The sequence below is a fragment of the Chitinolyticbacter albus genome (assembly GCF_024437655.1).
Lineage (GTDB): Bacteria > Pseudomonadota > Gammaproteobacteria > Burkholderiales > Chitinibacteraceae > Chitinolyticbacter > Chitinolyticbacter albus.
In genome coordinates this window covers 105069-122372 of record NZ_JANBVF010000017.1, presented here as the reverse complement: position 1 = coordinate 122372, position 17304 = coordinate 105069, and the positions used below count along the sequence as shown (strand labels likewise).

Here is a 17304-nt window from a genome sequence, read left to right as displayed (position 1 = left end):
CACCTGCAAGAAGGTTGATTGCCAGGGGCGGAGCGGATAGCTGTTTTTCGAACCCGCCCTGCAGGTTCATGGATTTTGGGGGGGCTGTGCGGCGGCTGAGACCCGGTTCCTAGCCGGCTCCTCGCATTGCCATGAACGCTTCGTTAAACAACGAATGACAAGCCCCGCGTGAATGCAGCGCGGCGAGCGCCTTGTTTGGGAGTTGAGCCATGGTCCGCTTCAATCGACCCCTTGCCCGGTTGCTGGCGCTGCTCAGTCTGCTGGCCCTGACCGCCTGTGGCGGCGGCGGCGATGGAGACGACCACGCTGCCCCAACCCCGACCCCGACACCGGCCGGGCCGCCGGCCGCATCGGTTTCCGTACCGGTCGAAGTGCCGAGCGGGCTCGATGCCGCGCCATTCAGTATTGCGCGCAACGCAATCGTTCCGCCGGGGTTTGGCTTGCGCGTGATCGCCCGCGTGCCTGGAGCGCGCTTCATGGCCGAGGCGCCCAATGGCGATCTGCTGGTCTCGCGCCCTGGCAATGGCCTCATTGTGCGCGTGGTACCCGGCAACGGCGCTGCCGCGACCAATGTCTTTGCCAGCGGCTTGAGCCAGGGGCACGATCTGGTATTCCACACGGTGAGCGGCGTCGATTATCTCTATATCGGCGAGTCCGATCGCATCAGCCGTGCCGAATACATGGACGGCGACATCACGCTGCGGCCGCGCAGCACCGTGGTCGACAATCTGCCGGACAGCTCCCTGCCCGAACTGCAGGGCAGTTATGGTCACGCGCTGAAGAACATCGCGTTCAGCGGCAGCACAATGTATATCTCGATCGCCTCGGCGACCAATGCCAACCCTTCGGATATCCTCGCCAACCCTAAGCGCGGCGCGATCTATACCACGCCCGACATCGGCGGCGCGCTGACGCTGTATGCCCAAGGCCTGCGCAACGCCGAGGGCTTGGCCATCCACCCGGTCACGGGCGAGCGGTGGGCCGCGGTGAACCACCGCGACAACATCCACTATCCGCTGAAAGACGGCCGCTTCCCCTACAAAGCGCTCGATCCGGCCTACTACAACGACAATCCGCCCGAACCCTTCACCCAGGTGCGCAACGGCGGCAACTATGGCTGGCCTTATTGCAACCCCAGCTTTGAGGGCGGGCTTGACAGCCCCCCCTACCTGCCCGACGTGGATAACAACGAAGACGAGGCGGTGCTCGATTGCAGCGCGATAGACCGCATCAGCAAAGCCTTGCCGGCCCACTCCGCACCGCTGGGGCTGAGCTTCTGGACCGGCAGCGCGGTACCGGCGCTATGGCGCAACGGCGCAGTGATTGGCCTGCATGGCTGCTGGAATTGCACGCAGCCGCGTGGCTACAAGGTGGTCTATCTGCCGCTGCGGCCGGACAACGGTTTCGCCGATCCGCAGGATCTCGTTACCGGTTTCCTCACCGATCCGGCCGACATCGCCAGCCGTTGGGGCCGCCCAGTGGACGTGATCCCCAACCGCAACGGCAATCTCTATATCTCGGACGACTACGCCGGTGCGATCTACGAGCTGTACCGCAAGTAACCACCGTGGTTAAAGCGCGGCTAACAAGATCCAGCGCAGCGGTTCTGGCAAGAAGTGCGAAACGTCCTGAAAGGCGGTGAACCGGACTTCCTTCGGTCGCAGACAGTACAAGGCGTACGGTAAGTGAGCGCGACGTAGCCAGAAGGATTTTGTTAGCCACGCTAGGCCGCCAGCGCCGCATCCACATCGGCACGCAGTCGCACGTCGTCCGGCGCGACGCCGGGGGCATAGCGCCCAACCACGCGGCCATCACGGCCGACCAGGAATTTCTCGAAGTTCCACAGCACACCGGCCGGGTCGGTCACGACCTGGCCGCGTCCCTGCAGCCGTTCGATAAAGGCGGCGCGATCGACCCCATCCGGGCGGGCCGCGGTGAGCGCATCGTAGAGCGGGTGTCTATCGTCGCCCGCCACCGAGATCTTGGCGAATAGCGGGAAGGTCACGTCGTAAGTACTGCTGCAGAACGCGGCGATCTCCTCGTTGCGACCGGGCTCCTGGCCCTTGAAGTTGTTGGCGGGAAAACCGAGCACGCTAAAGCCTTGGTCCTGCTTCTCGCGATGGAGCGCTTCCAGCGCGCCGTACTGCGGGGTGAGGCCGCACTTGGAGGCGACGTTGACCACCAAGAGCACCTGGCCGGCGTAGTCGGCCAGCGTGGCAGGGTCGCCCGTGATGGTGTTGAGGGGAATGGCTTGCAGGTTTGCACTCATGGGAGGATTCCGATTCGGGTTCAGGTGAGGCGCCGGCCCTGGGCATCGAAGCGGGACCAATAGTGTTCCAGCTTCAGTTCCTTGAGCGCGGCATTGAGATAGCGGGTATCCAGCCATTGGGCCGGATCGACGGTACGGCGGATCAGCTTGAAACGATAGGCATCGGCAATCGCCTCGCGTTCGCGGGCCAGGATGAACGGATCGGCCAAGGGCGTGAGCCGGTCGCGCATGGCCACGCCGGCATATTCCTCCTGGTACATGGCCTTGGTGGTGCTGCCGAATTGCGACCAGAGCGAGAACAGCGCATCGCGATTGGCTTCGTCGCTGGACCAGCGCGCGGCGCGCACCAGCGATTTCACCACACGACGCGTCGCATCCGGATACTGCTCGGCAAAGGGCTGGCGCACCAGCACGTGGCTGGGCGCGGTGGCCACGGGGGTGTTGCGGGTGTCGAAGATGACGCGCAACGCGCCCTTGTTGCGCAGATTCAGCAGATTGAGCCCGCCGAAGATCGCATCGAGATCGCCGGACTGGAATGCCGCCAACGCGGCGCCCGGCTCCAGGTTGATCACGCGCACGTCGCGCTCGGTCAGGCCGTGCAGATCGAGTATGCGGATGGCGGCCAGATGCCCGGCCGTGCCCTTGTTGAACGCGACACGCTTGCCACGCAATTCCTTCACCGACTTGATCGGCGAATCTGGAGGCACGCCCACATAGCTGTTGCCGCGCGCGCCCGACACGAACACCACGCGGGTATCGAGCCCGGCGGCCCGGCCGATGATGGACGGCAAGGCACCCTGGCTGACGAAATCGATCTGCTCGTTCGACATCGCCTCGTTGGTCGCCGGCCCCTGCCCCTTGAAGAACATCCACTTCACAGCAATGCCGTCAGCTTCGAACTCCTGCTCCAGGTAGCGGTGCGCCTGCACCACGTCGAGCGTGCCGGTGCCGCTGCGCGGTGGATTACCGACCCCGGCGGACGAGACGCCAAAGCGGATCACACGCGGTTTGGCGGGCGCCGCCAGCAAAATACCTGGCATGGCGGCGCCCGCCAGCGCAGCCAGGCCACCCGCCAGCAGGGTGCGTCTATCCATCATCGCCCTGCCCTCACGCCGCCAGGGTCTGGCGGCGCGCCAGCACGTGGCGGTTCTCCGGCCGGGCCAGGCCCAGGTTCTCGCGCAGCGTGCGGCCTTCGTACTCGGTGCGAAAGAGGCCACGGCGCTGCAACTCGGGCACCACCAGTTCGACGAAATCGTCGAGCCCGGTGGGCAAAATGGGCGGCATGATGTTGAAACCGTCGGCGGCGTGGTGGACAAACCAGTCCTCGAGCTGGTCGGCGATCGAGGTGGGGCTGCCGACGATGGTGCGATGGCCACGCGCGGTCGCCACCGCGTAGACCAGCTGGCGCAGCGTGGGCTGCTCGCGGGCGATCAGGTCGGTCACCAGCTGCAGCCGGCTCTTGCCACCATTGGTGTCGGTGGGCGGCAGCGGCGCCGGGTCATCGAGGCTGTAACCGGATAGATCAACGCCCTTGTAGCGCGTCTTGAGGATGCCCCAGGCGGTATCGGGGTGAATCAGCGACTGCAGGAATTCGTATTTTTCCTGCGCTTCCTCGTCGGTGCGCCCTACCACCGGGAACACGCCGGGCATGATCAGCAGATCCTCGTTGCGGCGGCCGTACTTCGCCAGCCTGCCCTTCACGTCGGCGTAGAAAGCCTGCGCCTCCTCGCGGGTCTGCCAAGCGGTGAAGATCACTTCGGCGGTCTTGGCGGCGAGTTCGCGCCCGTCGTCCGAGGCACCGGCCTGCACGATCACCGGGTGGCCCTGCGGCGGACGGCCGACATTGAGCGGACCGCGCACCTTCAGGTGCTTGCCGCTGTGGTTCAGCGTGTGCAGTTTGTCCGGGTCGAAATAGATGCCCGATTCGCGATCACGAATGAAGGCGTCGTCCTCCCAGCTGTCCCACAGGCCCTTCACCACGTCGACGAATTCTTCGGCACGCTCGTAGCGTTCAGCATGGTCCGGGTGGGCGTCATAGCCGAAATTGCCGGCGGCGTTCTCGTTGCCGGTGGTGACCACGTTCCAGGCGGCGCGGCCGTCGCTCAGCCAGTCGAGCGAAGCGAACTTGCGCGCCAGCGTGTACGGCTGCTCGTAGGTGGTGCTGGCGGTGGCGACAAAGCCGATGTGCTCGGTCACCGCGGCCAGCGAAGCGAACAGTGTGACCGGCTCGAACTTGGCGAGCTTGCCATTGCGCTTCAAGGCATCCGGATCACCGCTCGCCTCCAGGCTGGGGCTATCGGCGAGGAAAATGGCATCGAACAGGCCGCGCTCCGCGGTACGAGTGATGGTCTGGTAGTGCTTGAAGTTGAGCCCGGCATCGGCCTGGGCATCCGGATGGCGCCAGGCGGCAATGTGATGGCCGGTGGCCTGGACGAAAGCGCCGAGGCGCAGCTTGCGAGCGGTGGACATTGCAACGTTTCCTGCGTGAGTGGGAATACGCCACCTCACGTAGCAAGCGATATACCAGTCGCGCCACATGGCCCTTTCCGCCAGCAACGGCGCGGCTTGGGCCCCACCTGCCCAGCCCCACGCAGGCCCCACCGGCTGTTGCGATCGCAGCAATGATCCGGGCGGATTGCTGCGATGCCGCCAACCTCGCGGGGCTGGTTCACCGCGCTGTGCAGATTGCTGCACATTGCTGACATCGACGTTTCAAAGCCAGCAAATCTCTGCACAACCCACAGAAAAATCAACGGCTTGCAGCATGGCACGGTTTATGCAAATTGGTTGACGCCACGGCATGAGGGCTCATGCCGGCCCGCCTTTGCCAGGAGATCGTGCATGACCGCAAGACTACCCGCCACTTCGGTATCCCGTTCCGCCGTTGTCAAATCCCGGCTGGATTTCCCGGTGATCGATACCGATGTGCACACCAACGACTACACACCGGCGCTGGAAGACTATGTGGCGCATTACGGCGGCACGCAGCTTGTCGACGAGTTTCGCCGCGCCAACAGCGAGCGCTCACGCTCGGAAAGCAACGGCCAGGACTGGTACGCGCAAACGCCCGAGCAGCGCCATTTTCATCGCACCCGCCGCAACCCATGGTGGGCGCGCGTCACCGACAACACGCTGGATGTCGCCACCTACCACCTGCCGCAGCTCCTGTACGAGCGCCAGGATGAACAGGGCGCCGACTATTCCATCCTGTTCCCCAACAACGTGCTCTCGCCGCTGGCCGCGCGCAGCGCCGAGGCGCGCCAGGTGCTGCAGCGCGCGATCAACCACTACCACGCCGACCTCTACCGCAAGTACAGCGACCGGTTGACCCCGGTGGCCGGCATTCCGCTGCACACGCCCGAGGAAGGCATCGCCGAGCTGGAATTCGCGGTGAAGGAGTTGGGGCTGAAGGTGATCAATATCGCCGGCGGCGTGCGCCGGCCGATCAAGGCGATCCAGCAGCAATTCTCGCCCGAGGAATTCAAGAAAATCGAGAAGTACGCGTCGTGGGTCGATTTCTACGGTATCGACAGCGAGTACGACTACGACCCGTTCTGGGCCAAGGCGGTGGAGCTCGGCGTACCCATCACCACCCACTACGGCAGTCAGGGCTGGGTGGGCCGCAACTCCACCAGCAACTACATGTTCAACCACATCGGCCACTTCGCCGATGCATCCGAGGCCTTTGCCAAGGCGCTGTTCTTCGGCGGCGTGACGCACCGCTTCCCGCAGCTGCGCTTCGGCCTGTTGGAAGGCGGCGCGGACTGGGGTGCGCGCGTGTTCATTCACCTGGTCGATCGCTGGGAAAAGCGCGGCCCGGAAGGCCTCAAGCACTACGACCCGGCCGCGCTCGATGGCCACGGCTTGGCCGACCTGTTCCGCCGCTACGGCGGCGATCTGGTGAAGGGCCGCTCGCTGGAGCCACAGCAGCTGATCGCCGACACGCTGGGCAAGCGCTACACCCGCGAGGCCAGCCAGCCGAGCCTTGAGCAGCAGAACGACTTCGCGCTCGCCGGCATTGAAAGCGTCGAGGACATCAAGGCGCGCTGGGTGGACAACTTCTACTTCGGCAGCGAGGCCGATGATCGCACCGTGGCGCATGCCTTCAACAACAAGGCCAATCCGCTGGGCGTGAAGATCAACGCGATCTACTCGTCCGATGTCGGCCACTGGGACGTGCCCGACCTGACCGAGGCGCTGGCCGAAAGCCGCGACCTGGTCGACGAGGGCGTGATCAGCGAGGCCGACTTCAAGGCGCTGGTGTTCGAGAACCCTTACCGGCTCTACACCGAGGCCAACCCGGACTTCTTCAAGGGCACGGCCGTCGAGGCCAAGCTCGCCCTACACGCATCCCGCAACTGAACCCCCAGCCCATCCGCCCAATCGCGCCGTGCCGAGACCCGGCCAGCGCATGCCAAGGAGCCATACCATGTCTACCGTTACCCACGCCTCCGGCGTCACCGTCACACAACTGGCCGGCCATATCGGCGCCGAAATCGGCGGCATCGACCTGTCGCAATCGCTGCCCGACGAAGCGGTGCGCGATATCCGCAATGCGCTGCTGAAGTGGAAGGTGGTGTTCTTCCGCAACCAGCAGGTCGACCATGCCGCGCAAGTGGCCTTTACCGCCCGCTTTGGCGAAGTGACCTACGCCCACCCGCACGAGGACGAGCCCATCGACGGCTACCCGGAGCTGCTGCCGATCGATCGCAGCCGCTACGAGCGGCGCAATGGCATCCAGCGCTCCAGCTACGAGAGCCGCTGGCATACCGACGTGACGGCCGTGGTCAACCCGCCTGCCGGCTCCATCCTGCGCGCGGTGAACGTGCCCTCGTTCGGCGGTGACACCCAATGGACCAACCTCGTCGCCGCCTACGAAGGGCTGTCCGCCCCACTGCGCGCGCTGGCCGATGGCCTCACGGCCGAGCATCGCTTCGGCGCCCGCTCGCGCATTCCCGCCGGCAGCAAGCTCGCCCAGCGCTTCGCCGAGAACCCGTTGGTCTCCATCCACCCGGTGGTGCGCGTGCATCCGGAAACCGGAGAGAAGGCGCTGTTCGTCAACCCGGGCTTCACCTCGCACATCGTCGGGCTGTCGCAGCACGAGAGCGACAAGCTCCTGGAAATCTTCTTCGAGCAGGTGACCAAGCCCGCCTACACCGTGCGCTTTCACTGGAACAACGGCGACATCGCTTTCTGGGACAACCGCGCCACTGCCCACCTCGCCCCGCAGGATCTGGATCACCTCGAGGGTGTGGAGCGCGTGCTCTACCGCACCACCATCACCGGCGACGTACCGGTAGGCCCGGACGGCTTCACCTCGCAGATCGTCGAAGGGGCGGCCTTCGGCACCTCAGAGCCCGAAGCGCTGAAGGCAGCACGGGCAACTGCGGCACGCGAAGCTGAAAAAGCCATCGCTCTTGCATCGGCACCCGCGGCCTGATCGCACCACGCCCAGGCAGGCCGGGGCCCTGGCCTCGGCCTGCCACTTTGCTCAGTCGGCAGGCCGCGAGCGTCGCTGCCACGCAGGCGAGCTCAGTCGCGCCCGTTGCAGCGGCGCGCGGTGCATCACTGGTAGCGTGCTGTTCAAACCAGCAGATTGCGCGGATGGCCTTGCAAGTAGGCCTCGATGTTGCCTATCAGCTGCTCCGCGAGGACTTCCATCGTTTCGATGCTGGCCCACGCGACATGGGGCGTCACGATCAGATTGGGCAGGCGCGCGTCGAGCAAGGGGTTGCCATGGCGTGGGGGCTCCTCCACCAGCACATCGAGGCCTGCTCCGGCGATGCGGCCATCGCGCAAAGCCTGCAGCAAGGCCACCTCGTCGATCAGGCCACCGCGCGCAGTGTTGATGATGAGCGCACTCGATTTCATCCGGGCGAGCTCGTCCGCGCCGATCAGGCTGCGCGTCGCGTCGGACAATGGGCAATGCAGGCTGAGCACGTCGGCGGTGGCGAGCGCAGTGTCGAAATCGAGATAGCCGGCGCGTACCGATACAGCGCCGCGTCGTTCGACAAAGCAAACCTCCATGCCGAAGGCGCGGGCCAGCTGCGCGGTGGCCTGGCCCAGGGCCCCGGAGCCGATCAGGCAGAGCCTGCTGCCCGCCAGATCATGCATGGGCGCGCCAAAATGGCAGAAACCGGGCGCACGTTGCCAGGCGCCGGCGAGCACATCGGTCTGATATGCCGGCAGTTGCCGCCGCAGTGCCAGCATCAGCATCAAGCTGTGTTCGGCCACGCCATGGATGGCGTAGTCGCGGATATTGCACACCGCCACGCCGCGCACGCGACACGCCGCCAGATCGATGATGTTGTAGCCGGTGGCGGCAACGGCAATCAGTTTCAGCTGCGGCGCCGCAGCCAGCGCCGCAGCCCCGATGGGGATCTTGTTGGTGATGGCTACGGTCGCTTGGGACAAGCGAGCGATGACCTCAGCCTCGCTGCTGGCTGCGTATTCCACCCAGGCATGGGCAAGGGCCGGCTGGCGTAGCGGCACCGGCAACGTGGCGCGATCGAGAAAAACGATATGCGGGGACATGACGACTCCGTATACAGCCGGTGGCGGCGCGAAAACCGCACTCGGGCGGGCGATCAGGCCAGGATCAGCCGGGCGGCGAACTCCTGGACGCCCTCGGTGAGCGCCGCGGCGGCCTTGTTCTGCCGCGCCGCATGATGCCAGTAGAGCGCAATCGATAGTGGTGACACATCGAGTATCACCAACTCTTCGCGCAGCAGCGCGTCGGCCGCCTGAACGCGGGGCACCACGGCGTAGGCGACGCCGGCGCAGGCCGCGGCGAACAGCGCGCTGGAATCGGGGATAGCGTGGCAGGGATAGCCGCCATCCTCCAGCCCTTGCATTTCGCGCAGCCAGCGCCGATGCAGGCTCTGTTTCTGCCCGTAAACGGCGGCCGGTGCCTGTTCCAGCGCTTCGCGCGTCACGCCGGCGATGAAGAAGTGCTGGGCGAAGGCGCGCGTTGCGACGAACACATAGGGCAAGGCGCCCAGCGACACCACTTCACACCCCGCCACGGCCTGCGATTGGGTGCTGATGCAACCGCCGACTTCGCCGGCCTTCAAGAGATCGAGCGTATACGATTCATCGTCGACCACGCAGTCGAGCAGGATGCGGTGCTGGCGCAGCACGGGCGCCAGCGCAGGGATGAGGCCGATCGCCAGGCTGTCGGCATTCACGCCGATGCGCAGGCTCTGCCAGCTGGCCTCGCCGTCGACCTGGGCTTCCAGCGTCTGCTCCAGCCCGCGCACCTGTCGCACATGCGCGAGTAGTCGCTCGCCGGCCGGCGTCGGCCTGACCGGGGCTTCGCGCACCAGCAACACGGCGCCAAAGCGCTCCTCCAGCAGTCGGATGCGCTGCGAGACGGCCGACTGCGTCAGATGCAGGCGCTTGGCCGCGCCATCGAAGCTGCCGGCGCGTGCCACCATTTCCAGCGCTTCGAGCAGTTTGTAGTCGAACATGGGTTGCGATTAGCCGGGCTGATGGTCGATTAGAAAATAGCGTTGTACCACGCGCGGCGGCTCTGTTTGAATATGGCGCAACCCATCAACCGGACTTCCCCCGCCATGAAACCCGTCAACGGCCCGCAACTGATTTCCATCGCCCAGCAATTCGGTACCCCGAGCTGGGTCTACGACGCCGCGATCATTCGCGAGCGCATCACGCAGTTGCAAGCTTTCGACACCATCCGCTTCGCGCAGAAAGCTTGCTCCAACGTGCATATCCTCAAGCTGATGCGCGAGGCCGGCGTCAAGGTCGACGCGGTGTCGCTGGGCGAGATCGAGCGCGCGGTCATGGCCGGCTACGATGCCACGGGCGAGCACAGCGGCATCGTCTTCACCGCCGATCTGCTTGATCGCGCAACGCTGGCGCGAGTGGTGGAACTGAATATCCCTGTGAATGCCGGTAGCCCGCAGATGCTGCAGCAGCTGGGCGAGGCGCACCAGGGACATCGCGTGTGGCTGCGCATCAACCCCGGTTTCGGCCATGGCCACAGCCAGAAGACCAACACCGGTGGCGAGCAGAGCAAGCACGGCATCTGGCACACGCATCTCGCCGAAGCCTACGCGCTGATCGATCGCTACCAGCTCGACCTCGTGGGCCTGCATATGCACATCGGTTCCGGCGTCGATTACAGCCATCTGGCCGAGGTATGCGACGCGATGGTGGCGCAAGTGAAGGCGAGCGGGCGCGATATCCGCGCGATTTCGGCCGGCGGCGGGCTGTCGATCCCATATCGGGTCGATGGTGAGCGTATCGATACCACGCACTACTTCAGCCTGTGGGACAAGGCGCGCAAGGAAGTCGAGGCCCACCTCGGTCACGCCGTGCACCTGGAAATAGAACCCGGCCGCTTCCTCGTCGCAGAATCGGGCAAGCTGATCGCCGAAGTGCGTGCCAAGAAGGATGTCGGCAACAACCATTTCGTGTTGTGTGACGCGGGCTTCAACGATCTGATGCGCCCGGCCATGTATGGCAGCTACCACGAAGTCACGCTGCTCACTGCAACGGGCACGGTCAAGCCGGGCACGGAACAGGCGACGGTGCTGGCGGGCCCGCTATGCGAATCGGGCGACGTGTTCACCCAGGAGGAAGGTGGCGTGGTCGCCCCGCGCGCGCTGGCTACTGCCGAGATCGGCGACTTCACGGTGTTTCACGACACCGGTGCCTATGGCGCCAGCATGTCGAGCAACTACAACACCCGGCCGCTGATTCCCGAAGTGCTGGTCGACGGCGACAAGGCCACGCTGATCCGTCGCCGCCAGACCGTGGCGGAGCTGTTGGCACTCGAAGTGCTGTAAGCCTTACTTCGCCCGTGGCTGCGCCAGGATGCGCTGGCGCGCCGCCGCGATCAGCGCATCGAGCTCGCCACTTTTCTGCATGGTGGCGAGCGCTTTGTCGAACGCGGCGACGATGTTGGCGCCATCGGCCCGCTTGCGCGAAATCACCACATGCAGTGGTGCGCTCCAGTAGGCCTGGTCCGGACAGCTCAGCTGCTGGCGCTGCGCGGCGCTCAGCTGCTGCGCCATCAGGTAGGGCCCCACTTCGGCATCGATGGGAAAGAGGTCGACGCGCCCTACCAGCAATTTGCGCAGGTTGGCCACATCGGAAGGCGCGACATCGGTGCGCAGCTTGCCGCTGACAAGCAGCGCGTCGAACCCCTCGGAATAGGTATTACCCAGCGTGGTGCCTATCGTGTAGGGCGCCAGATCCTCCAGCGATTGCCAGTTAAAGCTGCGCCCAGCCTTCTGACAGAACACCATGCGCAGCGACATGACGGGCGCCGTGTAGTGCAGATCCCGTTCGCGCTCCGGCGTACGCGCCCAGCCGAAGCTGCCATCGGCCATGCCCTGCCGGGGAGCTTCGATGGCCCTGTTGTTCGGCACCGACTGCAACTGCACCGCGTAGCCCGCCCGTTCGAACACGGTCACGACGGCCTGGCTCAGCATGCCGTTCCCGGCCAGCCGTGTGCCCATGAACGGAGGGTATTCCTGCAAGGTGAGCACCAGCGGCGCGGCATGCGCCGTCGTGAGCGTCAGAGACAGTACAAGAACACAACGAAGTATGGCAGTGGGCGTCATCGAGCTTCCCATGAATTACGCCCTAGCTTACAACGACTGCGCGGCAAGAGGTGGCCCACGGTCCGCGTGAGTCCGATAGCGTGGTGTTTCAGGCGACTCGGTGGCGCCCCGTCCCGGTGCCAGGCGATGCGAGCTGTGGTCCTTGGGGCGAGGACGGACTGCCCATCAGCAGTGGTAGACGCCCGACGCCAGCAACACGCCCCGGGGTGTGGCGTGGAAATACGCCCAGGCCATGACCGAGCCGCCCCCTGGCGCGATCACCGCGATCTCTTCACGGACGTAGTCATGCGGATGGCCTTCGAGCTCGTCCAAATGGGCGAGCGTGCTCGAATCGATCGCATAGAGCTCGCCCACGACCTGATAACGCGGCTCGCCCCTGACCAGAAACGGATATTGCTCGGCGTAGAGGCTGTATTGCTCCAGCGTTCTGGCCTCGCCCAAACAAGGCGCACCGTTGAGCCAGCGATGATTCCAGCCGCCCAGCTTGAGCGTGCCGTAGACAAAGACCAGATGCTGCACGCTTACCTGCGATTGCGCGTACCGCCGGTCAACGTGGCCTCGTCGAGCAAGGTATCGAGCGCGGCATCCGGAACGACGAAACGGCCCTTAACGGCAGGGCCGGCGCTGGGGGCCTGAGGCGTGCTTTCCACCGTCGTGGCCGGCGGCGGATCGGCTCGACGACCGGCGCTGACGGGAAGCGCCTCGCCCTGCGCTTGCAGGTCGACTTCATCGCTCTTGCTGCACTGATCCTTCACGCAGATCTGAACCCGCACCGGCGCCGAAAAATCGGCGGTCACCAGCCGCGTTTCGCTGCAATAGCTGGCGATGGTCACGCCGGCGAGCTTGGCATCCTGCAGCTGGCACGCCCGCACGTCACTGCGCGATTCGCCGATCACCTCGGCCGCCGCATCGAGCAGCGCCCAGCGATCGGGCCGCTCGCTCAGCGCCGATTGCGGCACCGACCAGGAAAGCAGCACAGTATCGGGCGTGCTCGGCTTGATGGTGACCTTGGGGGCAACATCGGTGGCAGGCGGCAACAGCACCTCGATGCGCACACTTGGGCTCGGCGTGCATTGCAGCTTGCTGCATAGTCTCACGCTCAGCTCATGCACGCCCTGCGGCAGCCCGGTCACTATCATCTTGCCGGACTGGCTATTGGGACTGGCGTCGGTAAAGCGGGTCGACTCGTAGAGCCTGCGCCCGTTGTTGTACACCTGCCAGTAGCTGCCGGGCGTGCCCCACCAGACATTCCAGCCCAGTTCGACCGGTTCGCCCGTGGTGACCTGGGGCAGCCACTCGAGCTCGGGCACGCTGGGCGGCTCGTCGCCGGCCTCATCATCGGCTGCGCCCTGCCCGCCGACCCAGGTGCTGGCCTTCAGGGGGGTACACAGCGGCTTGCCGTCGGTATCGGAATTGCACAGCTTGATTTCCAGCTCATGGCGACCTTCGGGCATGTCGGTCAACGTGTAGACGCCGCTTTGCACCGAGACGATCTGCACCTCGCCCACACGCTCGGTGCCTTCCGCTCCGCCCTGGTCCATGCGCCGGCGGGTGAATTGGCGCGTGCGCGCCAGCAGATTGCCATTGTCCCAGATTTCCCAGTACTGCGCCGTCGTGCCAAAGCCGATGTCCCAGGCTATGGTCAGCCTGTTGTTCTTGAGCTGCGACGGGATAGGATCGAGTGCCGGCTGGATGGGCGCTTCACTGCTGGGAGGCGGGAACTGCTCGCCCTCGTACCGGATCACCGGTAGCGGCACGATGGCAGGATCGTTCCCCGGCAGGGGATCGGGCGGCGCGACGGCCACACAATCGAGCAGGCCGCTGGGCATGGGCGTGCACGCCATGTCTCCCACCTGGTCCACCTCGGCTGGGGTCAGCAGTACCGCGTGACCGGGTACGGCCAGCAGGCAGCTCAACAAGACGACGATCGATCTCATCCGCGTTCCATCCTTGTGTTCCGTCCCGTTCGCCGCGGGCGGTCTGGCTAGCCTACCTTACTCGCAGTGTTCGATCATCAATTGCAGCATCCGCTCACCCCTGAATTCGTTCACACTGAGCGCAAACACCGCCCGGATGTCGGCCGGCAGCGGCTCGGCATGCTGGAAACGCATCGCTTCGATCACGAGGCCGTAGCGGTTGCGCAGCTTGAGCTTGAGATGCCGCTCGCCGACCACTCTTTGTTCCAGCACCCGGAAGGTATCGGCAAAACGCGGCGCGGGAAAACCCTGGCCCCACACCTGGCGCTCCAGCGTCTCGGCGACATCCATCGCATAATCCGTCGCATCGAGCGCGCCATCGGTCTCGATCACCCGATGGAGCGCGCCAGCCGGCATCAGCTCCGCGCATACCGCTTCGAATGCGGTGGTGAAGCGCTCGACGTTCCCGGGTCGCAGGCTGAGCCCGGCCGCCATCGCGTGGCCACCGAACTTGAGTATGAGATCGGGATGACGCTTGGAAACGAGATCGAGCGCATCGCGCAGATGCAGGCCGGGGATCGATCGTCCCGAGCCCTTGATCTCGCTCTCGCTCGCCTCGGCGAATACCAGCGTCGGGCGGTGGAATCTATCCTTGACCCGGCTGGCAACGATGCCGACCACGCCCTGGTGCCAGTCGGGCCGGAACAGGCAGATCGAATGCCTGTCGTCGACCGCCATCGTCGCCAACACCGCCTCGGCCTCGTCGCGCATGCCCGATTCGATCTCGCGCCGCGCGCGGTTCATCTGGTCAAGCTCGCGCGCCAGCGGCAAGGCGGCGGACTCACTGCCCGCCAGCAGACAGGCGATACCAAGGCTCATGTCGTCGAGCCGGCCAGCGGCGTTCAGGCGCGGCCCCAGCGTGAAACCCAGGTCGAAACAGCTGGCCTTGAACGGGTTGCGCCCGGCGGCATTGAACAGCGCCAGCACGCCAGCACAGGCGCGCCCGGCGCGCATGCGCTTGAGGCCTTGTTCGACCAGGATGCGGTTGTTGGCGTCGAGCCTGACCACGTCGGCCACCGTGCCGAGTGCGACAAGATCGAGCAGTTGCGCGAGGTTGGGCTCGCTGCCCGCAACGAAGACACCGCGCTGCCGTAGCTCGGCGCGCAGCGCCATCAGCACGTAGAACATCACGCCGACCCCGGCCAGATGCTTGCTGGGGAAGCCGCAGCCAGGCTGGTTGGGGTTGACGATGATACAGTCGGGCAGGCTGTCGCCGGGCAGATGGTGATCGGTCACCAGCACGTCGATGCCGCGTGCCTGCGCCGCCGCCACCCCGGCGACACTGGCAATGCCGTTGTCGACGGTGACGATGAGCCGCGGCGCCTTCTGCGCTGCCAGTTCGACGATTTCGGGCGTCAGGCCGTAGCCATATTCGAAACGATTGGGCACGACGAAATCGACGACGGCGCCCATGAGGCCCAGCCCCTTGACCGCCGTCGCGCACGCGGTGGCGCCGTCGGCATCGTAGTCGGCGACGATGAGGATGCGCTCGCGGCGCGCAATGGCGTCGGCCAGCCGAGTTGCGGCCGCGTCTATGCCCTTGAGCTGCGCATAGGGCAGCAGCCGGGCGAGTTCGTATTCGAGCTCGGCGCGGCTGGCAATGCCGCGCGCGGCGTAGAGCCGGGCTTCGAGTTGCGACAGGCCGGAGGAACACAGCTGCGCGGCGAGCTGATCGGGCACATTGCGGGTGCGGATTTCGGCCATATTCATGCGCCCCACGGCAAGCGGGGACGGCGCCAGAAGCGCCAACGCAAGCCCGGCGTCGCATCGATGGCCAGGCCCAGCTCCGGAAAACTCAAGGCCAACCGCTCGATCTCGCCCGCTTGCAGCCGCGCCAGCAAGGGCGAGAACCAGTCGCGCTCGAGCGCGAGCCACGCTTCACGCCAGCCATGCGCATCGCCGTAGCGCAACGGTTCGGCCAAGGCATCGAGCACGACCATGCCACTTGCGGTCACGGCTCGCCCGTCTACCGGCAGTGCCTCGGCCTTGCCTTTGCCCGCCTCGATGAGCGCGCGAACCAGCACATCGTTGCCGTAGACCGTATCGGCCGGGGCAATGGGCGGGTCTGCCAAGGGGTAGCTGCCGCCCCCCCACAGCCACAGGCTGTTGATTTGGGGTTTGCCGGCGTCGAAACGGACGTCGTTCGCCGGATGCGTGTAGAGCAACATCTGGATTTCGTTGAGCAAGCGGTGCCAGCGCATGGCATCCGCACCCTGTGGCAGACATCCATCGATGTTGCGCCCGACTACGGCGGCAAGCGGCGTGGTGCTCAGGCCCGGATCGGTGGGAAGCCGTAAATACCAGCGGGTGGGCGTGGGCGCATAAAGGGTGAGGCCATCCTCGGCGATCAGGGCATTGATCGCGGTGGCGAGCGCCCCGGCCTCGTCCTGGGTGATGCCCAGCAGGCCCGCGTCGCTCAGCAATAGCTCGTCGCGATTGGCGCGCAGATGCACCGGATCGGCCCGCAGCCAGTAGCCCTGCTCGGCGTCGGGTAAATCGAGCGTCAGCGTCAGCGGTGCCACTGGCATGGCGGCAAGACCGAAGCGCTGTGCCAGCCAGGCCTCGAACGGAATAGCCGCGGGATGTTCGCGCCGTGCGCGTCCAAGCAGACAGGCCAGCGCCGGCAGCGCCAGATCACGGACGATGTCGGCCTGAAGCCGCGCATCGAGCCAGGCGCCATGCGCAATGACAAGGTGGAGTTGCATGGCACGAGTTTACCATGCACCCCACCGCGTACCGCCCTAGCGACGCCGTCGCCGGCCCAGCATCAGCGTGACGAGGCCCAGCCCCATCATCGCATAGACGCTCGGCTCCGGCACCGCACTGACCGGCGCGAGGAAGGAGAGCTTGATCTGCGGCGCCCCCAGGCTGAGCGCATCGTTTTCCGGGCCATTGTCCGGCCCGTAAATCACGGAAGTGGCAAACACCGACAAATCGATATCGGCCAGGCTGGCGAAGGTGCCGACAGGCTGCGCCAGGCCTGGCCATTGATACTCGTAGCCCGGCAACTGGCCCCAGCCCCAGCAGATGAAGCCTTCCGGGTCGCACGTGCCATCGGTGATGCTCAGCGATGCACGGTTCTCGATCGCGCCAGGCAGCAAGTGGCGATATCCGCCTTCCCAGACGAATTGCGGATCCCACTGCGAATAACGCGCATAGACCGTCATTGGAGTCGACGAAAACGTGGTAAGCGCGGCGCCTTCCGAGAAACGGGCGTTCAGCCGGTAGTTGAAACGGATTTGCTCATTGCCTGGGCTTGCGTCGACGTGGCGGTCCGGGTTCGCATTCAACTCCATATCGAAGCGCTCGTAATGCCGGCCGTCGATGACCACGCTACTGCTGCTGCCAGCGACCGCGACAGTGCTGTCCTGCAGATCCAGCCATCGCGTGTAATCGATAAAGGCGGCATGACCTTGACCCGAGCAGACCAACCCCAGTCCGGCGAGTAATAAACAGGGTTTCATGACAC

15 protein-coding genes are annotated in these 17304 nt (G+C 65.4%); 4 read left to right on the top strand and 11 right to left on the bottom strand.

The genetic code is table 11. The features are described 5' to 3' along the window. Positions 1–209: 209 nt before the first annotated feature. The gene (locus NLI84_RS12040; RefSeq protein ID WP_255990469.1) at positions 210–1562 is read left to right on the top strand and encodes a PQQ-dependent sugar dehydrogenase; all 1353 of its coding nucleotides are present in this window, start codon (positions 210–212) and stop codon (positions 1560–1562) included. 161 nt (positions 1563–1723) lie between these two features. Here NLI84_RS12040 and NLI84_RS12035 read toward each other — a convergent pair whose 3' ends face one another. Genes NLI84_RS12035 through NLI84_RS12025 form a run of 3 tightly spaced genes read right to left on the bottom strand, consistent with a single transcriptional unit; the run spans position 1724 to position 4738 of the window. Then, a complete protein-coding gene (locus NLI84_RS12035; protein ID WP_255990463.1) occupies positions 1724–2269 on the bottom strand; it encodes a glutathione peroxidase in 546 nt (181 codons plus the stop codon). Positions 2270–2289: 20 nt separating this feature from the next. Next, entirely contained in the window at positions 2290–3363 is a 1074-nt protein-coding gene (locus NLI84_RS12030) for an ABC transporter substrate-binding protein (protein WP_255990462.1), read from the bottom strand. 13 nt (positions 3364–3376) lie between these two features. Further along, the gene (locus NLI84_RS12025; RefSeq protein WP_255990460.1) at positions 3377–4738 is read right to left on the bottom strand and encodes an LLM class flavin-dependent oxidoreductase; all 1362 of its coding nucleotides are present in this window, start codon (positions 4736–4738) and stop codon (positions 3377–3379) included. A 372-nt stretch (positions 4739–5110) separates the two neighbouring features. Between NLI84_RS12025 and NLI84_RS12020 the strand changes: the two genes are divergently transcribed. Both NLI84_RS12020 and NLI84_RS12015 read left to right on the top strand, forming a co-directional pair. After that, entirely contained in the window at positions 5111–6631 is a 1521-nt protein-coding gene (locus NLI84_RS12020) for an amidohydrolase family protein (RefSeq protein WP_255990459.1), read from the top strand. Positions 6632–6698: 67 nt separating this feature from the next. Next, entirely contained in the window at positions 6699–7709 is a 1011-nt protein-coding gene (locus NLI84_RS12015; RefSeq protein ID WP_255990458.1) for a TauD/TfdA dioxygenase family protein, read from the top strand. A gap of 143 nt (positions 7710–7852) precedes the next feature. Here the strand turns inward: NLI84_RS12015 and NLI84_RS12010 are convergent, their stop codons facing one another. Beyond that, positions 7853–8803, bottom strand: a complete 951-nt coding sequence (locus NLI84_RS12010; protein WP_255990456.1) for a D-2-hydroxyacid dehydrogenase — start codon at positions 8801–8803, stop codon at positions 7853–7855. 53 nt (positions 8804–8856) lie between these two features. After that, complete coding sequence (locus NLI84_RS12005; RefSeq protein ID WP_255990455.1) at positions 8857–9738, bottom strand: ArgP/LysG family DNA-binding transcriptional regulator; 882 nt, start codon at positions 9736–9738, stop codon at positions 8857–8859. A gap of 105 nt (positions 9739–9843) precedes the next feature. Between NLI84_RS12005 and lysA the strand changes: the two genes are divergently transcribed. Next, entirely contained in the window at positions 9844–11079 is a 1236-nt protein-coding gene (gene lysA / locus NLI84_RS12000; protein ID WP_255990453.1) for a diaminopimelate decarboxylase, read from the top strand. A 3-nt stretch (positions 11080–11082) separates the two neighbouring features. Here the strand turns inward: lysA and NLI84_RS11995 are convergent, their stop codons facing one another. The 6 genes from NLI84_RS11995 to NLI84_RS11970 form a co-directional block, all read right to left on the bottom strand. Next, positions 11083–11859, bottom strand: a complete 777-nt coding sequence (locus tag NLI84_RS11995) for a substrate-binding periplasmic protein (RefSeq protein WP_255990449.1) — start codon at positions 11857–11859, stop codon at positions 11083–11085. A gap of 165 nt (positions 11860–12024) precedes the next feature. Further along, positions 12025–12378: a gamma-glutamylcyclotransferase family protein gene (locus tag NLI84_RS11990; RefSeq protein WP_255990447.1), complete on the bottom strand. Its 354-nt coding sequence runs from the start codon at positions 12376–12378 to the stop codon at positions 12025–12027. Positions 12379–12380: 2 nt separating this feature from the next. Further along, positions 12381–13796, bottom strand: a complete 1416-nt coding sequence (locus NLI84_RS11985) for a chitinase N-terminal domain-containing protein (protein ID WP_255990445.1) — start codon at positions 13794–13796, stop codon at positions 12381–12383. Positions 13797–13853: 57 nt separating this feature from the next. Further along, positions 13854–15539 (bottom strand): single-stranded-DNA-specific exonuclease RecJ, encoded by a 1686-nt coding sequence (gene recJ, locus NLI84_RS11980; protein ID WP_255990572.1) that lies wholly within the window; start codon positions 15537–15539, stop codon positions 13854–13856. Positions 15540–15541: 2 nt separating this feature from the next. Continuing rightward, positions 15542–16540, bottom strand: a complete 999-nt coding sequence (locus NLI84_RS11975) for a hypothetical protein (RefSeq protein WP_255990444.1) — start codon at positions 16538–16540, stop codon at positions 15542–15544. A gap of 36 nt (positions 16541–16576) precedes the next feature. Beyond that, positions 16577–17299 (bottom strand): PEP-CTERM sorting domain-containing protein, encoded by a 723-nt coding sequence (locus tag NLI84_RS11970; RefSeq protein ID WP_255990441.1) that lies wholly within the window; start codon positions 17297–17299, stop codon positions 16577–16579. Positions 17300–17304: the final 5 nt, after the last annotated feature.

Coding starts and splice junctions, on each gene's coding strand:
- NLI84_RS12040 (WP_255990469.1), top strand. CDS start 210: ATGGTCCGCTTCAATCGACCCCTTGCCCGGTTGCTGGCGCTGCTCAGT.
- NLI84_RS12035 (WP_255990463.1), bottom strand. CDS start 2,269: ATGAGTGCAAACCTGCAAGCCATTCCCCTCAACACCATCACGGGCGAC.
- NLI84_RS12030 (WP_255990462.1), bottom strand. CDS start 3,363: ATGGATAGACGCACCCTGCTGGCGGGTGGCCTGGCTGCGCTGGCGGGC.
- NLI84_RS12025 (WP_255990460.1), bottom strand. CDS start 4,738: ATGTCCACCGCTCGCAAGCTGCGCCTCGGCGCTTTCGTCCAGGCCACC.
- NLI84_RS12020 (WP_255990459.1), top strand. CDS start 5,111: ATGACCGCAAGACTACCCGCCACTTCGGTATCCCGTTCCGCCGTTGTC.
- NLI84_RS12015 (WP_255990458.1), top strand. CDS start 6,699: ATGTCTACCGTTACCCACGCCTCCGGCGTCACCGTCACACAACTGGCC.
- NLI84_RS12010 (WP_255990456.1), bottom strand. CDS start 8,803: ATGTCCCCGCATATCGTTTTTCTCGATCGCGCCACGTTGCCGGTGCCG.
- NLI84_RS12005 (WP_255990455.1), bottom strand. CDS start 9,738: ATGTTCGACTACAAACTGCTCGAAGCGCTGGAAATGGTGGCACGCGCC.
- lysA (WP_255990453.1), top strand. CDS start 9,844: ATGAAACCCGTCAACGGCCCGCAACTGATTTCCATCGCCCAGCAATTC.
- NLI84_RS11995 (WP_255990449.1), bottom strand. CDS start 11,859: ATGACGCCCACTGCCATACTTCGTTGTGTTCTTGTACTGTCTCTGACG.
- NLI84_RS11985 (WP_255990445.1), bottom strand. CDS start 13,796: ATGAGATCGATCGTCGTCTTGTTGAGCTGCCTGCTGGCCGTACCCGGT.
- recJ (WP_255990572.1), bottom strand. CDS start 15,539: ATGGCCGAAATCCGCACCCGCAATGTGCCCGATCAGCTCGCCGCGCAG.
- NLI84_RS11975 (WP_255990444.1), bottom strand. CDS start 16,540: ATGCAACTCCACCTTGTCATTGCGCATGGCGCCTGGCTCGATGCGCGG.
- NLI84_RS11970 (WP_255990441.1), bottom strand. CDS start 17,299: ATGAAACCCTGTTTATTACTCGCCGGACTGGGGTTGGTCTGCTCGGGT.